This window comes from Spirillospora sp. NBC_01491 (assembly GCF_036227065.1).
Lineage (GTDB): Bacteria > Actinomycetota > Actinomycetes > Streptosporangiales > Streptosporangiaceae > Spirillospora > Spirillospora xylanilytica.
Genome location: NZ_CP109432.1, coordinates 1,097,591 through 1,116,686 on the forward strand (window position 1 = coordinate 1,097,591; position 19,096 = coordinate 1,116,686).

A 19,096-nucleotide genomic window follows, 5' to 3' on the forward strand; every position below is an offset into this window, starting at 1 on the left:
CGTCCGGAGATTCGGCAAAGCGAGCACCAGCGGATGGCCATCCGGCCGCCCCGCCCGCGGGCCCAGGCTCGCGGGCGGGGCCGGCGGACGCGCCGTCGCCCGGACCCGGGTCAGGCCGGGGGCAGGTCCAGCAGCACCGCGAGCGCGGCGCGGTGCCGGTCGGGTGTGCCGAGCGCGATCGCGTCGCTCTTGGCCCGCTTGAGATACAGGTGCGCGGGATGCTCCCAGGTGAAGCCGATCCCGCCGTGCATCTGGACGCACTCCTCCGCGGCCTGCACCGCGACCGCCGAGCAGTGCGCCTGCGCGACGGCCACCGCGACGGCGGTGTCGGGGTCGCCGTCCGCGACGCACGCCACGGCGTAGCGGGCCACGGCGCGGGCCTGGGTGATCGCCGTCCACAGGTCGGCGAGCCGGTGCTTGAGCCCCTGGTACGAGCCGACCGGACGGCCGAACTGGTAGCGGGTCTTGAGGTGGGCGACCGTGAGGTCCAGGCACCGTTCGGCCAGCCCGAGCTGCTCGGAGGCGAGCAGCGCGGCGCCCGTGGTGAGCGCGGCCTCCACCGCGGCCGTGCCGCCGGCCACCCGCCGGGCGGGCGCGGCGGAGAACGTGAGGTCGCACAGCCTGCGCGTCATGTCGAGCGAGGTCACCGGCGTGCGCTCGGCGGCGGCGGCGTCGACCGCGTACAGCCCGTCCGGGGCGGGCACCAGCAGCACGTCGGCGGCGGCGCCGTCGGCCACGCTGCCCACCCGCCCGGTCAGCGTCCCGTCCGCGGCCCGGACGGCCCCCGTCGCCGGCCCGCCCGGCGCGGTGCTCAGCGGGACCGCGAGCACCGCGATCCGGTCGCCGGAGGCCACCTCGGCGAGCAGCTCGCGCTCCCCGGCGGCCAGCAGCGCCGCCGTCGCGAGCACCGCGCTGGTCAGGAACGGGACGGGCGCGACGGCCCGGCCGAGCTCCTCCATCACCACGGCGGCCTCCCGCCAGGTGGCGCCCGCGCCGCCGAGCTCCTCGGGCACCGGCAGCCCGGCGCAGCCGAGCCGGACCGCGACCGCGCCCCACAGCGCGGCGTCGTACGGCTCGTCCCGCTCGGTGCCGGCGAGCACCTCGCCCCAGGGGGCCTTGTCGTCGAGCATCCCGCGGACGCCGGCGCGGAGGTCGTCCTCGACCTCGCTGTACAGCAGGTCGCTCATCTGGGGAGGTCCTTCCACGGCACGTCCTTGTCGACCCGGATCTCGCCCGGCAGGCCGAGCACGCGCTCGGCGATGATGTTCCGCAGGATCTCCGAGGTGCCGCCCTCGATGGAGTTGCCCTTGGCCCGCAGGTAGCGGTAGCCGGGCGAACGGTGGGTGAAGTCGACCGCGCTCGGACGGCGCATCGTCCAGTCGTCGTAGCGCAGCCCGTCCTCGCCGAGCAGTTCCAGCTCCAGCCCGGACACCTCCTGGTTGAGCCGGGCGAAGGCGAGCTTGGCGGCCGACCCCTCCGGTCCGGGCTGGCCCGCGGTGAGCGCCTGGCGCAGCCGCTCGCCGGTGAGCCGGGCCGCCTCGGTCTCCACCCACAGCCGCATCAGGTCGCCGTGCAGCCCGGCGGTGCGCAGCTCGGGCCGGTCCCGCCACAGCCCGGCGACGACGCCGATCATGCCGCTCTCGCGCGGGGCGGCGGCGCCGCCGATGGCGACCCGCTCGTTCATCAGCGTGGTGGTGGCGACCCGCCAGCCGTCGCCGACCGCGCCGAGCCGGTGCTCGTCGGGGATCCGCACGTCGGTGAGGAACACCTCGTTGAACTCGGCCTCGCCGGTGGCCTGCCGCAGCGGGCGGACCTCGACGCCGGGCGCGGCCATGTCGCAGACGAAGTAGGTCATGCCGCGGTGCTTGGGCACGTCCGGGTCGGTGCGGGTGACCAGGATCGCCCAGCGCGCCTCGTGGGCCATCGAGGTCCACACCTTCTGCCCGTTGACCGTCCAGCCGTCGCCGTCCGGCACCGCGCGGGTGCCGAGCGCGGCGAGGTCGGACCCGGCGCCGGGCTCGCTGAAGAGCTGGCACCAGATCTCCTCGCCGGTCCACAGCGGGCGCAGGAAGCGCCGCTTCAGCTCCTCGGTGCCGAACGCCAGGATCGTCGGGGCGGCCATGCCGAGCCCGATGCCGTTGCGCTCGGGCCGGTTGGAGGGCGCCCCCGCCTCGGCGAACCGGCGGTCGACGGCGGGCTGGAGCGCGCGCGGGGCGCCGAGCCCACCGAGGCCCTCCGGGTAGTGGACCCAGGCCAGGCCGGCGTCGAACCTGGCCCGCAGGAACTCCAGCGGCTCGGCGCCGGCGGGATCGTGTGCGGCGAGGAACTCGCCGACCCGCCTGCCGAGCTCGTCGGCGTCGGGCGATGCAGTGCTCACAGGGCGGACCTCCGCGCGGGATGGGAGAGCGGCGGCGGGCCGCCGCATCGGCACATACCAACCGGTCGGTATGCGCCCACCCTAGGAACCCGCCGGCGAGCGAGTCAACATCGGCGCGCCGGGCCGTACCGGCGTCCCGCGTCGGAGGCACCGCCCGTCAGGCCAGTGCCGCGGCGAACGCCGCGTGGTGGGCGTAGTCGCGGGACTCGACGATCAGGCCGTCGCGGACCCTCATCACGAAGATGTTCGGAACGGTGAACGCGCGGCCGGTGGTGGTGACGCGGCCCGCGTACTCGAACTCGGCGACGATCACCTCCGGGTCGGCGGTCTCGTGCACCACGACGTTGCGCGCCCGGATCTCGATCGGCAGGTCGGGGACCTGCGCGAAGTGCTCGCGCAGCGCCGCGCGTCCGTTGAGGGGCGAGACGGGCTCGGCGAACGGGTGCACGACCACCGCGTCCTCGGCGTACAGGAGGGGCAGTTCGTCGGCGCGCTTCTCCGTGACGCCGTCGAGGAGCCGCTGAAAGACGGCGCGCGGGCTGGATGACGACTCGGACATGGAAGGACCTCCCGGGACTACAATCGGAGCAATCACTCCGGATAGCTCGAAGATACGGAGTGAGCACTCCGGTTGTCAAAAGGGGAGGTCGATCGGATGAACGGCAGGCCGCCGCGCGCGGACGCGCTGAGGAACCGCGCCAGGGTGCTGGAGGCGGCCGGCGCCGTCTTCGCCGAACGGGGCACCGCCGCGTCCACCGAGGAGGTCGCGCGGCGGGCGGGGGTGGGGATCGGCACGGTGTTCCGGCACTTCCCGACCAAGGAGTCGCTGCTGGAGGCGGCTCTGGCCGGGCTGATGGAGGAGCTGGCGGACCGGGCCCGCGCGCTGGAGGACGCCGCCGACCCCGGCGCGGCGTTCTTCGACTTCTTCAGCGAGGTGGTGCGGCGGTCGGCGACCAAGAACGCGCTGTCCGGCGCGCTGGCCGAGGCCGGCGTCGACGCGCTGCAGGCCGGCGGCGAGGCGGGGCCCGCGCTGAAGCAGTCGCTCGGCACGCTGCTCGAACGCGCCCAGGGGGCCGGGGCGGTCCGGGCCGATGTCGGCGCCGCCGAGGTGATGGCGCTGCTCGCCGGCATGACCCACGCGGCCGGGCTCGGCGGCGGCACCGGGGCCCTGGCGGTCGTGTTCAACGGCCTCAAGGCCCCGTAAGCGGCAAGGCGGGCGCCCGGCGGGCGGGCAGGTCGGCGCCGGTCGGTCGGCGCCGACCGGTCAGCGGGCAGGTCGGCGCCGGTCGGTCAGCGGGCCGGCCGGCGTCAGTCGGCGACGCGCAGGTAGTGGGCCCAGTAGCCCTGCCACTCGCCGTACCCGTCGGCGATCTTCTGCATCTCGGCGTCGCTGAGCGTCCGGCCGTAGGCGTGCGCCGCGGCGGTGCGGAGCTGCTTCTCCAGCGGCATCTCGCGCATCCGGCCGAGACCCCGGATCAGGACGAACGTCGCCGACCACGGCCCGATCCCGGGCAGGCCGAGCAGATAGTCCCTGACCTCGTCGTAGGGGCCGTTCCGGAGGAACTCCTCATCGGAGTCGAGCCAGGCCCGGACGGTGCCGTGCAGGTAGCGGCCCTTGCGCTCGTTGCCGACCAGCTCGGCCATCCGGCCCGAGGACAGCGAGGCGAGCTGCTCGGCATCGGGGAAGGCGCCGTACTCCTCGCCGTCCAGGACGAGCCGGTCGTCGAACGCATCCGACAGGGCCCGCTTCTCCTTGGCCGCGACGGTCAGGGCGGTCCGCTGCGACAGGATCGCCCACACCACGTTCTCCAGCGGGGAGGCGAACTTGACTTGGTGGTAGCCGTACAGCCGGTCGATGACGGGCGCGAAATCCGGGTCGGCGCGGCCGATGGCGTAGAAGTCCTCCAGGTCGTCGTCCAGGCTGAGCTGGAAGCGCAGCCGGTCGGCGGCGGCGGCGATCTCCCCGGCGGTCAGCGGCCCGGACGCGTGCAGCGAGCAGGTCAGGCCGTCGCCCGCCGCGGCGAGGCGGGCGACGACGGTGCGCCCGCCGGCGCGCAGCGCCTTGGTGAGGGTCTCCCCCACCACGGTCTGCTCGCCGGCACTCGGCGCGAAGCCGTGCAGGAACCGCAGTGAGGCGCCGAAGTCGAACGGCGCGGTCGCGGGGAGCACGACGGGCTCGGTGAACCGGGCCTCGGCGACGGTGGCGGTCATGACGGCCTCCTCGGTAGCGGATCCGATCCTGTCAGGACGCGAGCTCGGTGGGCAGGTCGGCGTGGTGCAGCACGGTCAGGGCGGTGACGGCGCGGGTCAGCACGACGTACAGGCGGGCGAGGCCGCGCGCCTCCGCCGCGGCGATCGCGGCGGGCTCGGCGACGATCACCTGGTCGTACTCCAGGCCCTTGGCCAGGGTCGCCGGGACGACGAGCAGCCGCCCGGCGCCGTCGGACTCGGGCCCGAGCACCGCGTGCTCCAGCCCGGCGGCGGCCAGCGCCGCGGCGTAGGCCGCGGCCTCGGCGTCGGGCACGATCAGGCCGATCGAGCCCGGCCGCGCCAGTGCCTCGCGGGCGGCGCCGGCGGCGGCGCCGGCGAGGTCGGGGACGCGCCGCACGGTCAGGGCGCCCGTCCCGGCGCGCAGCGACCGGGGCGCCTCCAGCTCGGGCGCGACGTGCGGGAGCAGCCGGGCGGCGTAGTCGAGGACCGGGCCGGGCACGCGGAACCCCAGGGTCAGCTCGGTGACCTCGCCCTCCTGGCCGAGATGGCCGAGCACCTCGGTCCACGACCGCGCCGACCAGGGCGTGGTGCCCTGCGCGAGGTCGCCGAGGACGGTGGCCGAGCCGGTGCCGCAGCGGCGGCCGAGGGCGCGCAGCTGCATCGCCGACAGGTCCTGCGCCTCGTCCACGACGAGGTGCCCGAGGGACGGGGTGCGCTCGATGAGGTCGTTCAGCTCATCGAGCAGGGCCCGGTCGGCGGCGGTCCAGCGGGCCGAGCGGTGCGAGCGGGGCGGCTTGGCCCACAGGAGCGCGGCCTGCTCGTCCTCGTCCAGGACGCCCCTGGCGGCGGCGCCCATCAGCTCCGAATCCGACAGCAGCCGGAAGAGCACCTGCTCGGCGGTGACCTTCGGCCACACCTGGTCGACCAGCGCCTTGACCGGCTTGGAGCGGACGACCTGGTCCTGGATCCGGTCGTCGGGCGCCCCGCCGCGCTGTTCCATCCGGACCAGGATCTGGTGCGCCAACCGCTGCGCGAACGCGGCGCGGCCGTTGCCGTACCGGCCGCCGTTCTGGAGCGCGGCGGCGATCTCCCGCACCTCGTAGTCGGCGAGCCGGTAGCGGGCCGCGCCCCGGGCGACGACCAGGCCCTCCTCGGGCTTGCCGATCTGCCGCCACAGCGCCTTGCGGAGCACCTCTGCCATCCGCGCCCCGCCCTTGAGGGCGCCGAGTGCGGCGGGCTCGTCGGCGGCGGGCGCGCCGAGCAGGTCGTCGATGGTGGCCTGGTCGACGCGGACCTCGCCGAGCGCGGGCAGTACCGCGGAGATGTAGGCCAGGAACGCCCGGTTGGGGCCGACGATCAGCACGCCGGAGCGGGCCAGCCGCTCCCGGTGGGTGAACAGCAGGTACGCGGCGCGGTGCAGGCCGACCGCCGTCTTCCCGGTGCCGGGGGCGCCCTGCACGCAGACGGTGCGGGGCAGGTCGGCGCGGACGAGCTCGTCCTGCTCGGGCTGGATGGTGGCCACGATGTCGCGCATCGGCCCGGTGCGGGGCCGCTCGATCTCCTCGGTGAGGATGGCGGACGGGCCGAGCGCGCGGCCGTCGAGCGGCTCGTCCTCGAACGCGGTCAGCTCGCCGCCCTGGAAGCCGAACCGGCGGCGCCGCCGCCAGCCCATCGGGTCGGCCGGGCCCGCCTGGTAGAAGGCCCGCGACACCGGGGCGCGCCAGTCGAGCACGAGCGGGCGGCCCTCGTCGCCGTCGTGGACGTGCCGCCGCCCCACGTACATCGTCGGCGGCAGTTCGGCGTCATCGCCGGAGCCGGTGCCCATGCCGGCGCCCGTCCCGGTGCCGTCCTGGTCCATCCGGCCGAAGAACAGCGGGGTGCCGGGGTGGTCGGCGAGCGCCTCGATCCGCTGGTTCAGCAGCGACTCCAGGAACCGCCGGGAGACCCAGTCGGCCGCGGCGTCGGCGGACATGCCCTCGGCGTTCTCGCGCATCCGGCGCAGCGCGGCGCGGGACTCGGCCAGGTGCGCGCACTCCGCGGCGAGCGTGGCCGCGTCGTCGCCGGCCGTCTCGAGGACGGGATCGAGGGTGGGGGCGGGACCGGCCTCGGGCGGGGCGAGGGGCGGTGGTTCGGCGGGCATGCTCGCGGTCCTCCGGACGTGGTCGGTGGCGGCCAACCCGTCAGCTTAGCCCTTCTCCGCCGGTGGCGAGCGATCACCGCAATCGGGGCGGCGAGCACGGCCGGTACCGGGGGCGGACCGGCCGGGTGATCATCCGGTCACCGGGGGCCGCGCCTTGCCCGCCGTCCGCCCGCCATGCCAAGTTGTACGGATGGTGATGTTGAAAGCACCTTCCGCGACGTCCGCCGGCGCCGCTGCCCGGAGGCGGCCGTCACTCACGGGGCGATCACCTGGGCGGCGGGGACGGCCGCCGGGACGGAGCGTCCCCGGTCCTGGTCCAGCACCTCGGGATTGACGCAGTGGGCGGGCCTTTCGCCGCGCAGCAGCCGTTCCACGCCGTCCGCGACCATCGCGGCGTGGTTGGCCTCGACGTCGAACGCCGCGCCGCCGATGTGCGGGGTGAGCACCGCGCCGGGCAGCGCGGCCAGCGGGCCGGCCGGGTCGAGCCACTCCCCCTCGAAGTGGTCCAGGCCGGCTCCGGCGAGCCGTCCCGACTCCAGGGCGGCGACCAGCGCGGCGGCGTCGTGCAGCTCGGCCCGCGCGGTGTTGAGGTACAGCGCGCCCTCCCGCATCGCCGCGAACTCCCGCTCGCCGATCATCCCGAGCGTCCCGGCGGTCAGCGCGGCGTGCATCGACACCACGTCGGCCACCGCGAGCAGCTCGTCCAGCCCGCAGGTCGCGTCCGCGGCGAACGGGTCGCAGGCCACCACCCGCATCCCGAGGCCCTCCATCCGCCACCGCACCGCCCGGCCGACCGCGCCCAGGCCGACGATGCCGAACGTCCGGCCCGCGAGCTGCCAGCCGCGGTGCCGCTGGTACGGCAGCACGCCGCCGGCGTAGGCCGTCCCGGCGCGGACCTCCCGGTCGGCCGCGACGACCCCGCGCGCGGCGGCGAACAGCAGCCCCACGGTCAGCTCGGCGACGGCGTCGGCGTTGCGGCCCGGGGCGTGCAACACCGGGACGCCCCGGGCGGTGGCCGCGGCGACGTCCACGTTGCCGGGCGTGCCGCGGGTCGCGGCGATCACCCGCAGCGGGTGGTCGAGCACCGGCCCGGCGACCTCATCGGCCTCGGTCACCAGGATGCTCGCGCCGGTCTCGGCGAGCCTGCGGGCCAGGTCGGCGGCGGAGTACAGCCGGAAGGGCCGGTGCGCCGTCGCCGGGTCGTACACCACGTCGGCGATGCCCCGCAGCCGGTCCCAGCCCGGCCCCCGCATCGGTGCGAGCACCAGCGCCCGCGGCCTGTCCGGTCCGTTCACGCGCCCTCCCCGAGTCACCACCGGCGCCGCCGGCACCGCCGGCCCCCGGACCGATGATCACCTACCCCGGAGCAGCCGATGGCAACCGAGCTCACGGTCGGACTCGACGTCGGCACCACGGCCGTCAAGGCCGTGGCGGTCGACGCGGAGGGCATCGTGCGGGCCCGCGCGCGGGTGCCGCACGCCCTCCTCGTCACCGCCGCGGGCACCTTCGAGCACGATCCGGCCGGGGCGTGGGGCGAGGGCCCGCGCGCCGCGCTGCGGGCGCTCGGCGAGCCGGGACGGACCGCGCGCGGCCTCGGGATCGCGGCGATGCTCCCCTCGATCGTGGCGGTGGACGACCGGCTGCGCCCACTGTCGCCCGCGCCGCTGTACGGCGACCACCGCGCGATGAGCGGCGCCCGCGCGCTCACCCCGCTCGCCTCCCGCGAGGGCGAGACGCTGCTGGCCTGGGTCGCGCGCGGCTGGCCGGACGCCTACGCCTACCTGCCCGCGCAGGCGTACGCGATGGCCGCGCTCGGCGCCGAGCCGGTGCTGGACGTGTTCGCGGCGATGGCCTTCTACCCGGCCTTCGACGGCGTGCGGTGGGATCCGGAGCGGCTGGCGCGGTTCGGCGCCGACGAGAAGCGGCTCCCGCCCGTCTCCGCGCAGCCCGGCCGCGCCGTGGGCCGGATCGGCGAGACGGTGGTGACGGCCGCGGGGGCCGACGTCCTGGCCGAGCAGCTCGCGGTGGACGTGGCGGAGCCCGGCGACGCGTTCGTCGCCTGCGGGACCACGCTGGTCACCTGGGCGGTCGCCGCCGCGCCGCACCCGGGAGCCCCCGGCCTGTGGACGCTGCCGCACCACCGGCCCGACCGCTGCCTGGTGGGCGGTCCGAGCAACGCGGGCGGCCTGTTCCTCGACTGGGCCGGGCGGCACCTGGCCGCGCCGCCGGAGGCGGAGCCCGATCCGGGGCGGGTCCCGGTGTGGCTGCCCTACGTCCGGGGCGAGCGGAGCCCGCTGCACCGTCCGGGGCTGCGCGCGTCCCTGCACGACCTCGACCTCACCCACGACGCCGGGGCGCTGCGCCGCGCCGCCTACGAGGCCAGCGGATTCGTCGTCCGGCACCATCTCGACCTGGCCGGGTGCACGCCGCGCCGCATCGTCGTCACCGGCGGCGGCGCCCGCGACCCCGCGTGGGCGCAGGCGCTCGCCGACTGCACGGACGCGGTGGTCGAGCGCGCGGCGGTGCCGGAGGGTGCCGCGCACGGGATGGCGTGGCTGGCGCGGATGGCGGCCGACCTGGAGACGTCGGTGGCCGACGCCCGCCACTGGTACCGGCCGGGCGGCCGGGTGGCCCCGCGTCCGGCCTGGGTCGACGCGTGCGCGGCCCGCTACGCCCGGTTCCGCGAGCTCAGCCGGGAGTGCGACCCCGGCTGATCCGCGCCGCACGGCGCTCGGCGGCGGCGCCGGGGCGGAGTGCCCGCGCTTGTTGATCGGCGATCCGCGCGTCAGTATCGTGAGGCCCCGCAGTGATCCACATCACAGCGGACCACGGGGGCCCCGCGCCGCCGGCGGAGGTGATGGACGGTGCCCGGCGATGAGCCCGCCCCAGGCCAGGGCCTGGTGGCCTCCGGAGTCACGGTCCGGTTCGGCGGCGTGACGGTCCTCGACGGCGCCGGGCTGGACGCGCCGCCCGCCACGGTCACCGGCCTGATCGGCCCCGACGGCGCGGGCAAGTCGACGTTCCTCGACGTCCTCGCCGGGCTGCGCCGCCCGTCCGGCGGCACCGTGCACCTCGGCGGCGCCGACGTGACCTCGGACTCCGCCGGCGAGCGCGCCCGCCGTGGCCTCGTCCGCGCCCTCCCCCGGCCCGGGACGTTCGCGGAGTCCGGGGCGCTGACCGTGCGGGAGAGCGTTCAGGTCGCCGTGGAGATCCACGCGATGGCGCGCGGGACCCGGCGCCGGTGGCGCCGCACCGCGCGCCGCGAGTCGGGCGCGGGCACGGGCGCGGCGGCCGACGAGCTCCTCGCCCGCGTCGGGATCGCCGAGCACGCCGGGCGGCGGGCCGGCACCGTGCCCGCCGGGGTCGCGCGGCTCCTCGGGCTCGCCCGCGCCCTGGCCGCCGAGCCCGCCGTGCTGCTCCTGGACGAGCCGCTGGCCGGCCTGCCGGTGCCCGAGTCCCGGTCCCTGGAGGTGCTGCTCCGCGACCTGGCCGCCGAGGGGCCGGCCGTGCTGCTCGCCGAGCCCGACCTCGAACCGGTCATGGGCGTGTGCGACGTCCTCCACGTCCTGGACCACGGCAGGGTCGTCGTGTCGGGTCCCCCCGCGCTGGTCCGGTCCGATCCGCGCGCCGGGGACGCCCGTCCGGGAACGGCGGCGCGGTCGCTGCCGGACCGGGGCGGCGCGCGCTCGCCCGACGGCGCCCGGTCTGGCGTTCGATAGTCGTCGCCGTGCCCGGTCCCGATGATAATGAGGTCCCGTGCTTGACAGGGGGTGCCCTCCCATGAGGCCATGCCCCCAGATGACCACCCGGAAGGACGACCCATGGGCACCGCGCACCGCACCCTGCGCGACACTCTGCTGGACGCCGCGTCCGAACTGATCGTCGAACGGGGCTACCGGGGCGTGCGGATGGTGGACGTCGCGCGGGCGGCGCGGGTGAGCAGGCAGACCGTCTACAACGAGTTCGGCGACAAGTGGGGGCTGGCGCAGGCCGTCGTGCTCCGCCACAACGAGCGCTACCTCGACGGCATCGACCGGGTGCTGTGCGAGCACCACGACCTCTTCTCGGCGGTGTCGGCGGCGGTGCTGTTCACGCTGGAGACCTCCGCCGACGACGCGCTCACCAAGATGGTGCTGACCGGCGCCGGCGGCGACGAGATGCTCCCGCTGCTGACCACCCGGGCCGAGCCGGTGCTGTTCACCGCCAGCGCCCGCATCGCCGAGCACGCCCTCGGCCAGTGGCCGGATCTGGATCCGGCGGCGTTCACCGAGATGGCCGACGCGGCGGTGCGGCTGACGATGAGCCATCTGATCCTGCCGGCGGGGCCGCCGGAGCAGATCGCGGCGTTCATCGCCCGGATGGTCACCCGCTATCTGGACATCCCGGAGAAATCCGATGGCGGCGGGTGAGCGCGCCCCGCTAAGCTGGAGATCACCTCGCGGCTGCTGAACCGGAGGTACCGCGGCGGGGCCGGGCCCCGCCGCCCCGTCCCGCCCGCCTCCCGCGGGCCGGGACCGTTTCGCCACGCCCCGTCCGGGCGCGCCCCGCCGTGCCCACAGCAGCCACGAAGGACCCCCTCATGCCCGCACGCCAAGACCGCCGCCTGGTCCGTCTCGACGACCACTGGCTCTCCCTCCCCAACCCCTGGAACGTCCCCGTGGAGCTGTGCGCGGGCGAGGACGTCCCGCTGGAACCGGCCGCCGTGAGCGAGGCGCTGTCGGTCCTGGAGACCGCCGGCACGCTCGAACGGCTCGCCGAGGCCACCCCCGGCTACGACGGGCCGGCGCCGCGCCTCACCCGGGTCGCGCTCACGCCCGACTTCCACAAGGGCGCCGGCATTCCGATCGGCACGGTCGTGGAGACCGAGCACGCGCTGCTCCCGCAGGCCGTCGGCAACGACGTCAACTGCGGGATGCGGCTGGAGGTCACCTCCCTGACCGCCGACCGGGTCCGGCCCCGGCTGGACGCGCTCGAACGGCGGCTGCGGCACCTGTTCTTCGAGGGCGGCCGGCGGATCGCGCTCACCCCCGTCCAGCGCGAGGCGCTGCTCCGCGACGGGCTGCCGGGCCTGCTGCTCACGGGCGAGGCGTCCTGGCCGGGCCTCGGCCCGCACGACGCCGACGACGGCGTCGACCGCGTCCACGCGCCGTCGCATCCGGCCGGGAACGCCGACGCCTTCGCCGACTGGATCGGCAGTGCGGGCGGCGCGAGCCACGACAGCGTCATCGGCGGCATCGGCGGCGGCAACCACTTCGCCGAGCTCCAGTACGTCTCACGGGTCCACGACGCCGCGGCGGCCCACGCCTGGGGGCTGGCCCCGGGGACGGTGGTGCTGATGGCCCACAGCGGCTCGCTGTCGCTCGGCCACCAGGCCAACGCCACCGCCCTGGACCGGCTGCGCGCGGGCTGGCCGGCCGGGCTGCCCCGGCCGCGCAACGGCATCCTGCCGTTCCTGTTCGACGAGCGTTCGGCGCGGGACCGCCGGGCCTACCTGGACGCGTTCGGCAACGCCGCCAACTTCGCGGTCGGCAACCGGTTCTTCCTCGCGCTCACGATGCGGGCCGGGCTCGCGGCCGAGTGCGGCGACCTGGCGTCGCGGCTGCTGTACGACGCCCCGCACAACCTGTTCTGGCGGGACGGCGACCGCGTGGTGCACCGCAAGGGCGCCACCCCGGCGGGCGGCCACGCGCGGATGGCGGACGGCCCGTACGCGATGTGGGGCGAGCCGGTCATCGTGCCCGGCTCCATGGGCGCGGCGAGCTTCGTGCTGCGCGGCCACGGCGACCCGCGCACCCTCTCCAGCGCCTGCCACGGCGCCGGGCGCCGGATCCCCCGGGGCGCGTCGGCGCGCGGCGGCGACGCCGAGCTGGACGCGTTCCTGCGGGAGTTCCGGGTGGTGACCCCGCTCGACCACCGCGACCCGATGACGGTCCGGCGGTCCGACGTCATGGCGGCGTGGCGCCGCGACCTCAAGCAGGAGGCGCCCTGGGCCTACAAGGACATCGGCCCGGTGGTGTCCAGCCTGCACGGCGGCGGGGTCGCCGCCCCGGTCGCGGAGCTGCGCCCCCTGCTGACGGTCAAGGGCTGACGGCGCGGCGGCGCGCGTCAGTGTCCACTTACTTCATCGGCTACGGTGGTCCGGACGACGTTCGGAGGAGGCGCGGATGGACTTCGACCTGCCCGAGGGCGCGATCGCGGTGCGCGAGGGCGTGCGGGCGATCGCCGGGAAGTACGACCAGGACTACTGGAACCGGTGCGACGCCGAGAAGCGGTGGCCCGAGGAGGTCTGGCGCGAGCTGGTCCAGGGCGGCTGGCACAGCCTGGCCGTCCCCGAGGAGTACGGCGGCGCCGGCCAGGGGCTACTGGAGCTGTCGGTGGCGCTGGAGGCGCTCGCGGCCGGCGGGGCGGGCGGCGCCGCCTCGTTCATGTACCTGCTCACCCCCGCGTTCGGCGGGCTGACCATCGCCCGGCACGGCACCGCCGAGCAGAAGCGCGCGTTCCTGCCCGGCATTGCCTCGGGAGAGATCGAGACCTGCTTCGCCGTCACCGAGCCGGACGCGGGCAGCAACGCCATCGACATCACCACCCGGGCCCGCCGGGACGGCGACGGGTTCGTGGTGGACGGCCAGAAGATCTGGATCTCCGGGGTGGAGCGCGCCGACCACCTGGTGCTGGTCGCCCGGACGGTCCCGGCCGCCGAGGCCCGCCCCCGCACCTCCGGGTTCACCGTGCTGCTGGTCGACGTCAAGGCGGCGGTCGCGGACGGCACGCTGGCCTACCGGCCGATCCCCAAGCTCGGCACCAACACCGTGGCCTCCAGCATGGTGTTCCTGGACGGCGTCCGGGTGCCCGCGGACCGGGTGCTCGGCGAGGTCGACCAGGGGTTCGCCGTCCTGTGGGACATCCTCAACCCCGAGCGGATCCTCGCGGCGGCCGGCGGCGTCGGGTTCGGCGAGCTGGCCCTGGACGTGGCGTGCGGGTACGCCCGCGAGCGCGCCCCGTTCGGCACGCCCATCGGCGCCAACCAGGCGGTCGCGTTCCCGCTCGCCAAGGCCAAGGCGCAGGTGGAGCTGGCCAGGCTGATGACCTACAAGGCCGCGTGGCTGTGGGACCGGGGCCGGCCGTGCGGATCGGAGGCCAATATCGCCAAGCTCACCGCGGCGGACGCGGCCTGGCAGGCCGCCGACCGCGCGTTCCAGACGCACGGCGGCATGGCCTACTCGCTGGAGTACCCGGTGGCGCGGATGTTCCGGGACGCGCGCATCGCCAAGAACATCCCGGTCGCCGAGGAGCTGGTGCTCGCGCACATCGCCCAGCACGAGCTGGGCCTGCCGCGGTCGTACTGAGCGGCGGCGGCGGAGGCACGGGCGCGGCCCGCCCACCCCGGCGCGGTCCACATCGTGATCATCCGGCTGTTGCCCGGACCGCCTCCCGGGGCCCAGCATGGAGCCGACACCGCCGCCCCGCAGCGCCGAGGAGAGCCCATGCCGAGGTCGTACGCCAGTACCGTGCTCGACGCCAGCGCCGAGGAGGTGTGGGCCTACCTGCGCGACTTCGGGAACCTCGCCGAGTGGGCGCCGGGCGTGCAGACCGGGCTGATCGAGGACGGCGGCCCGTCCGACCGGGTCGGGTGCGTGCGCAGGATCATCGGGCCGGGCGACTCGGTGTTCCGGGAACGGCTGAGCGGCATGGACGACGCCGACCGCTCCTACGCCTACGAGATCCTGGAATGCCCGCTGCCCGTCCGCGGCGCCCACGGGCGGCTCAGGGTCGCGCCCGTGACCGCCACCGGGCAGGCGTTCGTGGAGTGGTCGGCCGAGTTCTCCGCCGACGCGGGCGACGAGGAGGCGATGGGCAAGACGTTCACCCGCGGCATCTACGCCACCGGCCTGGAGGCGCTGCGCAAGCGCTTCGGCTGAACGCCCGCGCCCACGGCGACCGGGAACGACGCGCCCGCGGCCGGGGAAGGCCGCGGGCCCGCGCGGCCCCGCGGCCGGCTCAGCCGAAGTCGGGGGCGCGCTTCTCGCGGATCGCGGCGACGCCCTCGCGCACGTCGGGCCCGGTGAACCCGAAGAACTCCATCGCCAGCGAGGCGTCGAAGGACGGGCCCGCCAGGCGCAGCCAGTTGTTGAGGGCGTGCTTGGTGAAGGAGATCGCCTCGGCGGCCCCGGCGGCGAGCCGTCCCGCGATCTCCAGTGCCCGCGCGTGCACCTCGTCGTCGTCCACGCACACGCTGACCAGGCCGATCCGTTCGGCCTCCGCACCGGTCAGGGCGTCGCAGAGCAGCAGGTAGTACTTGGCCTTGGCGAGGCCGCACAGCAGCGGCCACACGATCGCGGCGTGGTCGCCGGCGGCGACGCCCAGGCGGGTGTGCCCGTCGATGATCTTGGCGGTGCGGCCCGCCACCGAGATGTCGGCCAGCAGCGCGACCGCGAGCCCGGCGCCGACCGCCGGGCCCTGGATCGCGCTCACCACCGGCTTGGAGCACTCCAGCACGTTCATCACGATCGCGCGGGCCTCGCGCAGGATCCGGGCCCGGACCGCGTGGTCGGACATCATCTCCTCGATCATGGACAGGTCGCCGCCCGCGCTGAACGCGGCGCCCTCACCGCGCACCACCACGGCGCGCACCCGCGGGTCGGCGTCGGCGTCGCGCCAGATCTCGGCCAGCTCCCGGTGCCCGGTGGTGTCGACGGCGTTGAGCCGTCCCGGCGTGCTGATCGTGACGCGCAGCACCCGGGGCGCCGCGAAGTCGATCCTCAGCCGCTCGTACGCGTCGTACCGCGGGTCGCCGGTCTCGTTCATGCCGCGCCGCCCTCCTGGATGGGGGTTCCGAATGCCGTGCGCAATCGTCGCACGGCAAACCGCATCGCCTCGGCGCCGGCGTCGAAGATCTCCGGGAGCAGGAAGAACGAGTGCACCACCCCGTCGAAGCGGCGCAGCCGGACCGGGACCCCGGCGTCCGCCAGCCGCCGCGCGTACGCCTCGCCCTCGTCGCGCAGGATGTCGTACTCGGCGGTCACGACGGTGGCGGGCGCGAGGCCGGACAGGTCGGCCGCGCGCAGCGGGGCCAGCCGGGGGTCGGCCGGGTCGGCGGCACCCCGGTACAGGCCCATGAACCGCGCCATCGCGTCGGCGTCCAGTCCGTAGCCGGAGCCGAACGCGGACCAGCTCGCGGTGTCCATCGCGGTGTCGGTCACCGGGTACACCAGGAGCTGGTGCGCCAGCGCCACTCCCCGGTCGCGCGCCATCAGCGCGGCGGCGGCGGCCAGGTTGCCGCCCGCGCTGTCGCCCGCGACCGCCAGCGCCCCGGGGACGGCGCCGTAGCGCCCGGGGTCGGCCGCGACGGCCGCGAGGGCCGTCCACGCGTCGTCGACGGCTGCGGGGAACGGGTGCTCGGGGGCCAGCCGGTAGCCGACGTTCAGCACGGCGCAGCCGGCGCCCGCGGCGAGCTCGCGGCAGGCGGCGTCGACGTTGTCGACCCCGCCGAGCACCCAGCCGCCGCCGTGCAGGTAGACCAGCAGCGGGAGCGGCCCGGCCGCGGGGGGCTCGGGCCGGTAGAGACGGGCCGGGACGGCGGCGCCGTCCTCGCCTCGCACGCTCAGGTCGCGGACGCGTGGGAGCTCGCGCCGGTCCACCGGGAACACCGCGCCGATCCGGCGGCGCATCTCGTCGATCGAGGGCTCGGCGCCGGAGGCCGTCCCGGCCGCGCGGGCCCCGCCGGCGCCGCCGCCGTCCCCCAGGGCCGTCCACGAGCCGATCAGGTCCAGGAAGCGCGCGGCCTGCGGGTGCAGGGGCACGGCGGTCCCCCGGTCAGCGTCCGGCCGCTTCGGCCACCAGGGCCTCGAAGAGCCGCTTGTCCTCGCCCTCCTCGGGGTGCCACTGGACGCCCAGCCCGAACCGGTGCCCCTCGAGCTCCACCGCCTCGACGACCTGGTCGTCGGCCCAGGCCACGGGCGTCAGGCCCTTGCCGAGCCGGGTGACGGCCTGGTGGTGGTAGGTGGGCACCTCCGCCTCCGCGCCGAGGATCTTGCCGATCGCGCTGGTCGGGACGATCCGGACCGGGTGCGAGCCGATCATGCCGACGGCGGGCGCGTGCGCCTCGTGCCCGACCGTCTCGGGCAGGTGCTGGACGAGCGAGCCGCCGCGGGCCACGTTGAGCACCTGCATGCCCCGGCAGACCGCCAGGAACGGCAGGCCGGCCTCGACGACGGCGCGGACGAGCGCCAGCTCGAACCGGTCGCGCTGCGGCTGCGGCGGGCCGGTCTCAGGGTGCCGCTCGGCGCCGTACAGCTCGGGGTCGACGTCGCCGCCGCCGGCGAACAGGATGCCGTCCAGCCCGTTGACGAGCGCCGACAGCCCGCGCAGCCCGCCGGTCGGCGGCAGCATGACCGGGACGCCGCCCGCCCGCTCGACCGACCGTATGTACGGTGCTGGCAGGAGCGCGGCCTCGCGCACCCACGCCCCCCAGCGGGCCGGCTCCAGATACGTGGTGATGCCGATGAGCGGCGGCGCGTTCGTCGCGGCGGCGTGGGGGCCCGGAGCCCCGTGGTTCGCCTCTGGCATGCGTGGTTTCCCCTCTGCTGAGCACTGGCCACGGCTCGGTACCCGATGTGCGGTGATTCGCCACCTTTGCGGGGTCATCATTGCGCATGACCCGGCCCTTCCGACCGCCTCGCCCCTGGCCTCCCACCGGCCAGCCTGCCGCACGGGCCGGATCTCCGCAGGCCGAAGCCGGTGGACGGCGCCGCGCCGGATCCAAGCGATCAGGCGAATTCGCCTGACCATGAAGGGGGGCGGCCCCGGACCGGCCCGCGGCGGGCGGCCGGGCCGGGCGCCGGAGCCGGGACACGGAACATCCTCCGGGGTTGAGATTCCTCCTCCACCCCTGACCGGTGGCGAACCGTTCCGTCAAGGCGGCCGAAACACCCCACCCGGCGCACCTGACCGGTGCAATTCCAATGTCGTGCTCGGGACGCACTCCCACCCTTCCCCAATACCGATCAGTATCCTAGCGCTTCGCGGCCGTTCTCATGATTACCGAGAATAATCGCCGATCACAGTCCGTGTCCACAACGGGGTGGATGTCGTGAATCGCTTGAGGACCAGCGGCTTTGGATGCGAGAATCTCACCGAGCCGGGCACTTCGCGGGCGCCACAAGGCGCCGGGGAACCTCAGTGTCGGCGACGAAAAGCCAGGGGGAGCTTGGCAAATGTCATTGGAACCCCGGATCGTCAAAGAGAGTCTCAGCCGTATCCAACCCGTCCAGGCGAAGGCGGCCCGCTATTTCTACGGCCGCCTGTTCGCGGAGAATCCGCGAATGCGCGCACTGTTCCCACCCGGGATGGACGTGCACCATGACCGGCTCTTCCAGGCGATCGGCGAGATCGTGGGGAGCCAGGACAGCCCCGAGACGCTCGCGGCCCACCTCGGGCGGCTCGGCCGGGCCCACCGCAGGTTCGGCGTCCAGCGCGAGCACTACGCGGCGTTCGGCACCGCGCTCGTCGCGACGCTGCGCGCGTTCAGCGACGAGTGGAGCACCGAGATCGAGACCGCCTGGACCGAGCTCTGCCGGTCCGCCGCCGACACGATGTCCACCGCGGCCGAACGCGACGCCGAGCGCGCCCCGCCCTGGTGGGTCGCCGAGGTCGTGGGGCACGACCGGCGCGCGCACGACCTGGCCGTGCTCACCCTGCGGCCCGGCTGCCCGCTGCCGTTCGTCGCGGGCCAGCACGTCACGGTGCAGACCTCCCGCTGGCCCCGGGTGTGGCGGCCCTACTCGATCGCCAACGCGCCCCGCCCCGACGGGACGCTCCGGCTGCACGTGCGGGCCGTCCCCGCGGGCTGGGTGAGCGGCGCGCTGGTCCGGCACACCCGGCCCGGCGACACCGTGCTGCTCGGCCCGGCGGCGGGCGGCATGACGCTCGACCCCGGCTCCGGCCGCGATCTGCTGCTGGTCGCGGGCGGCACCGGGCTGGCGCCGGCCAGGGCCCTGGCCGAGCAGGCCGCCCGGTCCGGAGCGGCGCGCGCGGTGCGCCTGCTGGTCGGCGCGCGCACCGGCGCCGGCCTGTACGACCTCCCCGGCCTGCGGGCGCTGGAGTCGGATTGCCCGCGGCTGCGGGTGACCCCGGTGGTCTCCGGCGAGCCCGGCTACCCGGGCCTGCGCGGCGCCCTCCCGGACGTCCTGGACCGCTTCCCGGACCTGGCCGGGCACGACGTCCATGTGGCCGGGCCCGCCCCGATGGTCCGCGAGACGGTGACCGCCCTGCAACGGCTCGGGGTGCCGCTGGACCAGATCAGGCACGACCTCCTGGAGGCCGAGAGGAGGGCGGTGCCCGTCCTCTCGGCCTGACCGGCCCCGGTGGCG

General features: G+C 75.8%; 17 protein-coding genes. 8 read left to right on the plus strand and 9 right to left on the minus strand.

The features are described from left to right. Positions 1-110 precede the first annotated feature (110 nt). From OHA34_RS05335 to OHA34_RS05345, 3 genes are all read right to left on the minus strand, one after another. A complete protein-coding gene (locus OHA34_RS05335; RefSeq protein ID WP_329520874.1) occupies positions 111-1,187 on the minus strand; it encodes an acyl-CoA dehydrogenase family protein in 1,077 nt (358 codons plus the stop codon). Further along, positions 1,184-2,425, minus strand: a complete 1,242-nt coding sequence (locus OHA34_RS05340; RefSeq protein ID WP_329520875.1) for an acyl-CoA dehydrogenase family protein — start codon at positions 2,423-2,425, stop codon at positions 1,184-1,186. The genes OHA34_RS05335 and OHA34_RS05340 overlap by 4 nt, the downstream gene beginning before the upstream one ends. 109 nt (positions 2,426-2,534) lie before the next feature. Continuing rightward, positions 2,535-2,936: a nuclear transport factor 2 family protein gene (locus OHA34_RS05345; protein WP_285942912.1), complete on the minus strand. Its 402-nt coding sequence runs from the start codon at positions 2,934-2,936 to the stop codon at positions 2,535-2,537. A gap of 96 nt (positions 2,937-3,032) precedes the next feature. Here OHA34_RS05345 and OHA34_RS05350 point away from each other — a divergent pair, with 96 nt between their 5' ends. Further along, positions 3,033-3,581: a TetR/AcrR family transcriptional regulator gene (locus tag OHA34_RS05350; protein WP_329520876.1), complete on the plus strand. Its 549-nt coding sequence runs from the start codon at positions 3,033-3,035 to the stop codon at positions 3,579-3,581. Between the two features lie 104 nt (positions 3,582-3,685). Here OHA34_RS05350 and OHA34_RS05355 read toward each other — a convergent pair whose 3' ends face one another. From OHA34_RS05355 to OHA34_RS05365, 3 genes are all read right to left on the minus strand, one after another. After that, positions 3,686-4,588: a DNA-3-methyladenine glycosylase family protein gene (locus OHA34_RS05355; protein WP_285942910.1), complete on the minus strand. Its 903-nt coding sequence runs from the start codon at positions 4,586-4,588 to the stop codon at positions 3,686-3,688. Between the two features lie 31 nt (positions 4,589-4,619). After that, positions 4,620-6,728, minus strand: coding sequence for a HelD family protein (locus tag OHA34_RS05360; protein ID WP_329520877.1), 2,109 nt, complete (start codon positions 6,726-6,728; stop codon positions 4,620-4,622). A gap of 254 nt (positions 6,729-6,982) precedes the next feature. Then, positions 6,983-8,023, minus strand: a complete 1,041-nt coding sequence (locus OHA34_RS05365) for an NAD(P)-dependent oxidoreductase (RefSeq protein WP_329520878.1) — start codon at positions 8,021-8,023, stop codon at positions 6,983-6,985. A 78-nt stretch (positions 8,024-8,101) separates the two neighbouring features. Between OHA34_RS05365 and OHA34_RS05370 the strand changes: the two genes are divergently transcribed. The 6 genes from OHA34_RS05370 (at position 8,102) to OHA34_RS05395 (ending at position 14,647) form a co-directional block, all read left to right on the plus strand. After that, positions 8,102-9,442, plus strand: coding sequence for a xylulokinase (locus OHA34_RS05370; RefSeq protein ID WP_329520879.1), 1,341 nt, complete (start codon positions 8,102-8,104; stop codon positions 9,440-9,442). A gap of 150 nt (positions 9,443-9,592) precedes the next feature. Next, on the plus strand, positions 9,593-10,447 hold the full coding sequence (locus OHA34_RS05375) for an ATP-binding cassette domain-containing protein (protein WP_329520880.1): 855 nt from the start codon (positions 9,593-9,595) through the stop codon (positions 10,445-10,447). A 102-nt stretch (positions 10,448-10,549) separates the two neighbouring features. Further along, positions 10,550-11,137, plus strand: a complete 588-nt coding sequence (locus tag OHA34_RS05380; RefSeq protein ID WP_285942905.1) for a TetR family transcriptional regulator — start codon at positions 10,550-10,552, stop codon at positions 11,135-11,137. A gap of 170 nt (positions 11,138-11,307) precedes the next feature. After that, positions 11,308-12,816, plus strand: coding sequence for an RtcB family protein (locus OHA34_RS05385; RefSeq protein ID WP_285942904.1), 1,509 nt, complete (start codon positions 11,308-11,310; stop codon positions 12,814-12,816). A gap of 76 nt (positions 12,817-12,892) precedes the next feature. Beyond that, the gene (locus OHA34_RS05390) at positions 12,893-14,074 is read left to right on the plus strand and encodes an acyl-CoA dehydrogenase family protein (protein ID WP_285942903.1); all 1,182 of its coding nucleotides are present in this window, start codon (positions 12,893-12,895) and stop codon (positions 14,072-14,074) included. Between the two features lie 138 nt (positions 14,075-14,212). Continuing rightward, positions 14,213-14,647 carry an SRPBCC family protein gene (locus OHA34_RS05395; protein WP_285942902.1) on the plus strand — a complete coding sequence of 145 codons (435 nt, stop codon included), beginning with the start codon at positions 14,213-14,215 and terminating at the stop codon, positions 14,645-14,647. 79 nt (positions 14,648-14,726) lie between these two features. Here OHA34_RS05395 and OHA34_RS05400 read toward each other — a convergent pair whose 3' ends face one another. Genes OHA34_RS05400 through OHA34_RS05410 form a run of 3 tightly spaced genes read right to left on the minus strand, consistent with a single transcriptional unit; the run spans position 14,727 to position 17,294 of the window. Beyond that, on the minus strand, positions 14,727-15,533 hold the full coding sequence (locus tag OHA34_RS05400; protein WP_285942901.1) for an enoyl-CoA hydratase/isomerase family protein: 807 nt from the start codon (positions 15,531-15,533) through the stop codon (positions 14,727-14,729). Next, on the minus strand, positions 15,530-16,528 hold the full coding sequence (locus OHA34_RS05405) for an alpha/beta hydrolase (protein WP_285942900.1): 999 nt from the start codon (positions 16,526-16,528) through the stop codon (positions 15,530-15,532). The genes OHA34_RS05400 and OHA34_RS05405 overlap by 4 nt, the downstream gene beginning before the upstream one ends. Before the next feature lie 13 nt (positions 16,529-16,541). Continuing rightward, complete coding sequence (locus tag OHA34_RS05410) at positions 16,542-17,294, minus strand: gamma-glutamyl-gamma-aminobutyrate hydrolase family protein (protein ID WP_285942899.1); 753 nt, start codon at positions 17,292-17,294, stop codon at positions 16,542-16,544. Positions 17,295-17,941: 647 nt separating this feature from the next. On the opposite strand from OHA34_RS05410, the gene OHA34_RS05415 reads away from it, so the two are divergent. Further along, on the plus strand, positions 17,942-19,081 hold the full coding sequence (locus OHA34_RS05415) for a globin domain-containing protein (RefSeq protein WP_329520881.1): 1,140 nt from the start codon (positions 17,942-17,944) through the stop codon (positions 19,079-19,081). The last annotated feature ends 15 nt before the right edge of the window (positions 19,082-19,096 follow it).

Excerpts from the sequence above, each read along its gene's own strand:
- OHA34_RS05355 (WP_285942910.1), bottom strand. The coding sequence starts at position 4,588 with ATGACCGCCACCGTCGCCGAGGCCCGGTTCACCGAGCCCGTCGTGCTC.
- OHA34_RS05380 (WP_285942905.1), top strand. The coding sequence starts at position 10,550 with ATGGGCACCGCGCACCGCACCCTGCGCGACACTCTGCTGGACGCCGCG.
- OHA34_RS05400 (WP_285942901.1), bottom strand. The coding sequence starts at position 15,533 with ATGAACGAGACCGGCGACCCGCGGTACGACGCGTACGAGCGGCTGAGG.
- OHA34_RS05360 (WP_329520877.1), bottom strand. The coding sequence starts at position 6,728 with ATGCCCGCCGAACCACCGCCCCTCGCCCCGCCCGAGGCCGGTCCCGCC.
- OHA34_RS05340 (WP_329520875.1), bottom strand. The coding sequence starts at position 2,425 with ATGCGGCGGCCCGCCGCCGCTCTCCCATCCCGCGCGGAGGTCCGCCCT.
- OHA34_RS05390 (WP_285942903.1), top strand. The coding sequence starts at position 12,893 with ATGGACTTCGACCTGCCCGAGGGCGCGATCGCGGTGCGCGAGGGCGTG.
- OHA34_RS05345 (WP_285942912.1), bottom strand. The coding sequence starts at position 2,936 with ATGTCCGAGTCGTCATCCAGCCCGCGCGCCGTCTTTCAGCGGCTCCTC.
- OHA34_RS05370 (WP_329520879.1), top strand. The coding sequence starts at position 8,102 with ATGGCAACCGAGCTCACGGTCGGACTCGACGTCGGCACCACGGCCGTC.
- OHA34_RS05385 (WP_285942904.1), top strand. The coding sequence starts at position 11,308 with ATGCCCGCACGCCAAGACCGCCGCCTGGTCCGTCTCGACGACCACTGG.
- OHA34_RS05350 (WP_329520876.1), top strand. The coding sequence starts at position 3,033 with ATGAACGGCAGGCCGCCGCGCGCGGACGCGCTGAGGAACCGCGCCAGG.
- OHA34_RS05410 (WP_285942899.1), bottom strand. The coding sequence starts at position 17,294 with ATGCCAGAGGCGAACCACGGGGCTCCGGGCCCCCACGCCGCCGCGACG.
- OHA34_RS05415 (WP_329520881.1), top strand. The coding sequence starts at position 17,942 with ATGTCATTGGAACCCCGGATCGTCAAAGAGAGTCTCAGCCGTATCCAA.
- OHA34_RS05395 (WP_285942902.1), top strand. The coding sequence starts at position 14,213 with ATGCCGAGGTCGTACGCCAGTACCGTGCTCGACGCCAGCGCCGAGGAG.
- OHA34_RS05335 (WP_329520874.1), bottom strand. The coding sequence starts at position 1,187 with ATGAGCGACCTGCTGTACAGCGAGGTCGAGGACGACCTCCGCGCCGGC.